Raw genomic sequence first — 4187 nt, 5'->3', positions numbered from 1 at the left:
GACCAGGCGCACCGCCCCGCGCGCGTGGGCGGTGCGCCTGGTCGTCGTCGGCATCGTGCTGTCCGCCCTCAACCTCCGCCCCGCCATCACGAGCCTCGGCGCCCTCCTCGAAGAGGTGCGCGACGGGCTCGGCATGAGCGGCAGCGTGGCCGGGCTGCTCACCTCGGTGCCCCCGCTGTGCTTCGCCGTCTTCGGTGTCACGGCCCCCCGCCTGGCCCGCCGCTTCGGCGCGGGCGCGGTGGTCTGCGCGGGCATGGTCGCCATCACCACGGGCCTGCTCATACGGCCGTACACGGGCTCCACGGCGGGCTTCCTGGCCGCCAGCGCCCTCGCCCTCATGGGGATCGCCGTCAGCAACGTCCTGATGCCGGTCATCGTCAAGCGCTGGTTCCCGGACCGGGTCGGCTCCATGACCGGCCTGTACTCGATGGCCCTGGCCCTCGGCACCTCCGCGGCGGCCGCCGTGACCGTCCCGGTGACCGAGGCACTGGGCGGCAGCTGGCAGTCCGGGCTCACGGTATGGGCGCTCCTCGCCGCGGCGGCCGTACTGCCGTGGATCCCGCTCGTGCGCGACCGGGGGCCCGCGCCGACCGAGCCGAAGGTGGTCCAGAACGTCCACGCGCGCGTGGAGGGCGCCGGACCCGTCCGGCACGTGCACGCGCGCCAGGAGCACCCGCCGCTGCGGATCACCCGCAGCCGGACCGCCTGGGCGCTCGCCGTCTTCTTCGGGCTCCAGGCCACCGCCGCCTACATCACCATGGGCTGGATGGCGCAGATCTTCCGGGACGCGGGCGTGCCCGCGGGCACCGCCGGGCTGCTGCTGGCCGTCACGATGGTCATGGGCGTCCCGCTCGCCTTCGTCATCCCGCGCGTGGCCACCCGTCTGCCGCACCAGGGCCCCATCGTCATCGCGCTCGGCGTCTGCGGTCTCGCCGGATACGCGGGCCTTTACCTCGCCCCCGCCTCGGGCGCCTGGGCCTGGGCCGTCCTGCTCGGCATCTCCAACTGCGCCTTCCCGCTCGCCCTCACCATGGTCGGGATGCGCGCCAGGACCGGCGCGGGCGTCGCCCAGCTCTCCGCGTTCGCGCAGAGCACCGGCTATCTGATCTCCATCCCGGGACCGCTCCTGGTGGGCGTGCTCTACCAGCACAGCGGCGGCTGGGGCCTGCCCATCGCGCTCATGATCGGCCTGATGGTCCCGCAGATGGCGGTCGGGGTGCTCGCGGGCCGCGACCGTACCGTGGAGGACGAGGCCGCCCGCTGAGGCCCCTCGGTCGCTCGCCTCGGTCGCCTCGGGGAGAGAGCCACCCCTGCCGCCTCGGTAAGAGACCGGGGTGCGAGACTGGCCGCATGCCAGTGCTCGATCCGAACCCCCAGAACGGCCAGAAGAAGATGCTGCTGGTCTTCGGCTCGTTCTTCGCCATCTTCGTCGTCATCGCGATCATCGCCACGATCGCCTCGCCCTGACCCCGGCCACCCGCTCCCCGGCCCGACGCCGGGGCGGTGGCGGGGCGGTGGTGGGGTTAACCCCACATCCCCTAGGGGGCGAGTGTCAGGGTCAACTGGGTGGATCACCGGATGGGTTGAGGGCCGCCGGTTCCGTAACTTCGAGATGTGGCCGCGAGCAGCGGCTCACGGAGGACTCGAAGACCAGCGGAGGCACTCATGTCGGCCCCTACGCAGACCCCGCCCCACCCGGCGTCCAGGGGTGGCGTCGACATCCGGCTGCCCTGGTGGGCCCTCGCACTGCCCATGCTCGCCTTCGTGGTCCTGCTGGCCCTCATCCTCAATCCCGCCGACGCGCACGCGGCCTCCGGCGACCCCCTCGTCACCCGGTTCCTGGAGCGCGTACAGCAGCTCATAACGCGCTGAGCACCCACGAAGCCGCCCGCCAACTCCCTGCGCCCCGTGGCCTGTTTCATGCGAAGCTGGATCCCATGAGCGTCGCAGATCCCCGCAGGATTGTCCTTTTCCGGCATGCGAAAGCCGACTGGCCGCAGGTGACCGACCACGAGCGGCCGCTCGCCGACCGGGGCCGACTAGATGCAGCGGAAGCCGGACGACGGCTGGTCGACTCCGGCATCCCCTTGGACCTGGCCCTCTGCTCCACCGCGACCCGGACCCGTGAGACCTGGAAGCTCGCCGTGCAGGAGTTCCCGCACCGGCCGAAAACGGTCTACGAGGAGCGGATCTACGAGGCCTCGCCCGGCGAGCTGATCGCCGTGCTGAACGAGACCCCGGACGAGGTGCACAACGCCGTCCTGATCGGCCACAACCCGGGGATCCAGGGCCTCGCCGACGTCCTCGCCGGTGCCTCCGAGGGGGACGCACGCCAGCGGATGAGCGGCCGCGGCTTCCCGGCCGCCGCCTTCGCCGTCCTGACGTTCAGCGGGCCCTGGAAGTCCCTGGAGCCCGGCGCGGCCACCCTGGTCGACTACTGGGCGCCGTCCGACTGAGGACACACGTCCTCCCGCACGCGCGACACACGGCAGGGCCCGGCACCGTCACGGTAGCCGGGCCCTGCCGATCCGTCGCCGGAGGTCAGTCCTCCTCGTGCGCGTCCGCCGCCTCGACCTCTTCGCGGGTGACGCCCAGCAGGTACAGCACGGTGTCGAGGAAGGGCACGTTCACCGCGGTATGCGCGGCCTCCCGCACCACCGGCTTGGCATTGAAGGCGACCCCGAGCCCGGCCGCGTTGAGCATGTCCAGGTCATTGGCGCCGTCGCCGATCGCCACCGTCTGGGACAGCGGCACCCCCGCCTCGGCGGCGAACCTGCGCAGCAGCCGCGCCTTGCCCGCCCGGTCCACGATCTCCCCGACGACCCGGCCCGTCAGCTTCCCGTCGACGATCTCCAGAGTGTTCGCCTGGGCGAAGTCCAGCCCCAGCCGGTCCTGAAGGTCGTCGGTGACCTGGGTGAAGCCGCCCGAGACGACACCGACCTGGAAGCCGAGCCGCTTCAGCGTCCGGATCAGCGTGCGCGCGCCCGGCGTCAGCCGCACCTCGGAGCGCACCTTGTCGACGACCGAGGCGTCCAGCCCCTCCAGCAGCGCCACACGCGCGTGCAGTGACTGCTCGAAGTCCAGCTCCCCGCGCATCGCGGCAGCGGTCACCTCGGCGACCTCGTCCTCGCAGCCGGCGTGCGCGGCGAAGAGCTCGATCACCTCGTCCTGGATGAGCGTGGAGTCCACGTCCATGACGACGAGCCGCTGGGCCCGGCGGTGCAGGCCGGCGGCCACGACGGCCACGTCCACACCGAGCTTGCCGGCGTCCGTCACCAGGGCGGTGCGCAGCGCCTCGGTCTCCACGCCGGACACCGCGAACTCGACGGCCGTGACGGGGTACTTGGCCAGCCGGAAGATACGGTCGATGTTCCCGCCCGCCTTGGCGATCTTGGCTGCGATCGCGGCGGTGGCCTCCGCGGTGAGTGGGTGACCGAGCACGGTGACCAGGGAACGTCCGAGCCCTCGCGGCCGGTTGTCGCCGAGACCGGAGATGATCTCCGCCTGCATCTTGATCGACTCGGCCCAGCTGTGGACGGTCGCCCGCAGATCGCCCTCCAGCGTGCGGGGCGGCGCGGTCACGAGCGCGCACAGCACCATCCGGCCACGCGTGACGACCTGCTCGATGTCGACCACGTCGACGGAGTAGGCGGCGAGGGTGTCGAAGAGGCCGGCCGTGATGCCCGGCCTGTCCTTCCCGAAGATCTTGACGAGAAGGGTGGGGACGTCGGAGGACGAGGTCTGCTCAGCGCTCATGGTGTTCCCACCGTATCCGGCACCCAGTGCCTTCTGCTCCCGCGGTCCGTCTGACGGACACGGAACACTCGGTGTCGAGCGGGTGGCGAGACCCTTACGGTCGGGACACGGGGGCGTTGCGGCGGTGAGCCGGGGGGCGAGCTTCGGGCTGCCGGGTCCCTGCGCCTCCTGCGACTCCTTCGGCTACGGCGTCTCCCGCGCCGGATCAAGTGGCGGGACACGCGTGCGTTGCGGTGAGCGGGGGTGAAGTTCGGGCTGCCGGGCTCCTGAGTCTCCCGCGGCCCCCGAGTCTCCCGCGGCCCTGAGCCTGCCGTAGCCCCTGAGCCCCCGCGGCTCCCGCGTCTCCTGCGGCTCCCCCGCCTCCCGGGTGTGCCGCGGCTCCCGCCCCCGGATCAGCGCCGTCCCTTCGGCTTCCCCGGCGGCGGTGGGGG

Annotated in this window: 5 protein-coding genes; 4 read left to right on the top strand and 1 reads right to left on the bottom strand. The window is 72.3% G+C overall.

Features of this window, described 5'->3' with window-relative positions; genetic code table 11:
* The 4 genes from AOJ26_RS36550 to AOJ26_RS36540 form a co-directional block, all read left to right on the top strand.
* A partial coding sequence (locus AOJ26_RS36550; RefSeq protein WP_053852661.1) for a cyanate MFS transporter occupies positions 1–1264 on the top strand: 1264 nt, incomplete at its 5' end.
* An 86-nt stretch (positions 1265–1350) separates the two neighbouring features.
* The gene (locus AOJ26_RS44985) at positions 1351–1467 is read left to right on the top strand and encodes an SGM_5486 family transporter-associated protein (RefSeq protein ID WP_086724758.1); all 117 of its coding nucleotides are present in this window, start codon (positions 1351–1353) and stop codon (positions 1465–1467) included.
* A gap of 198 nt (positions 1468–1665) precedes the next feature.
* The gene (locus AOJ26_RS36545; protein ID WP_053852660.1) at positions 1666–1872 is read left to right on the top strand and encodes a hypothetical protein; all 207 of its coding nucleotides are present in this window, start codon (positions 1666–1668) and stop codon (positions 1870–1872) included.
* 65 nt (positions 1873–1937) lie between these two features.
* Positions 1938–2456 (top strand): SixA phosphatase family protein, encoded by a 519-nt coding sequence (locus tag AOJ26_RS36540; protein WP_053852659.1) that lies wholly within the window; start codon positions 1938–1940, stop codon positions 2454–2456.
* 85 nt (positions 2457–2541) lie between these two features.
* Here the strand turns inward: AOJ26_RS36540 and serB are convergent, their stop codons facing one another.
* On the bottom strand, positions 2542–3756 hold the full coding sequence (gene serB, locus AOJ26_RS36535; protein WP_053852658.1) for a phosphoserine phosphatase SerB: 1215 nt from the start codon (positions 3754–3756) through the stop codon (positions 2542–2544).
* Positions 3757–4187: the final 431 nt, after the last annotated feature.

The sequence above is a fragment of the Streptomyces sp. NRRL B-24085 genome, assembly GCF_001282115.1.
Lineage (GTDB): Bacteria > Actinomycetota > Actinomycetes > Streptomycetales > Streptomycetaceae > Streptomyces.
The sequence above is the reverse complement of the archived record's forward strand: the minus strand, read 5'-3'. Positions and strand labels throughout refer to the sequence as shown.

Bases quoted from the DNA above. Each gene is read 5' to 3' on its own strand.
- serB (WP_053852658.1), bottom strand. From the start codon at position 3,756: ATGAGCGCTGAGCAGACCTCGTCCTCCGACGTCCCCACCCTTCTCGTC.
- AOJ26_RS36540 (WP_053852659.1), top strand. From the start codon at position 1,938: ATGAGCGTCGCAGATCCCCGCAGGATTGTCCTTTTCCGGCATGCGAAA.
- AOJ26_RS36545 (WP_053852660.1), top strand. From the start codon at position 1,666: ATGTCGGCCCCTACGCAGACCCCGCCCCACCCGGCGTCCAGGGGTGGC.
- AOJ26_RS44985 (WP_086724758.1), top strand. From the start codon at position 1,351: ATGCCAGTGCTCGATCCGAACCCCCAGAACGGCCAGAAGAAGATGCTG.